General features: G+C 39.7%; 1 protein-coding gene. It reads right to left on the minus strand.

Translation table 11 applies throughout. The annotated features are described in order from the left end of the window. A partial coding sequence (locus D0T87_RS24360) for a hypothetical protein (RefSeq protein WP_203558782.1) occupies window positions 1–288 on the minus strand: 288 nt, incomplete at its 3' end. Window positions 289–380: the final 92 nt, after the last annotated feature.

The following is a 380-nucleotide window of genomic DNA, read 5'->3' on the forward strand; positions in this document are numbered from 1 at the left end:
TAACCCAATACATACAAGACCAAAAAAACAAATGAATGGTTTGAAGAATGCTTTCATCCCACACCTAAAGAAGTGGGCTTTCAGGGGACAAAAGCGTAAGTCTTCCCTCTTTATAGTACTGCTTCTTATTTTCCCTAATAATTTGATAGCCCCTTGCAGTGAGCCACGATGAAGGTAGATAACCTCTGGTTGTATTCCACGATATATCCCTAACCTTATGGCAGCATCATATATGGCAAGTGGTCCAATTCCTTTTATCTTATACTTAGTTAGTAGGTTATTTGACATACTCCCATCCCTAAAGAAATGGGATTCGGTTTTCAAGCAATGATAGCCTGCTTTGCAGGTCTTACATCATCTATTCCCAGAGTTGATGTCCC

This window comes from Bacteroides sp. 51 (assembly GCF_010500965.1).
GTDB lineage: Bacteria > Bacteroidota > Bacteroidia > Bacteroidales > Bacteroidaceae > Bacteroides.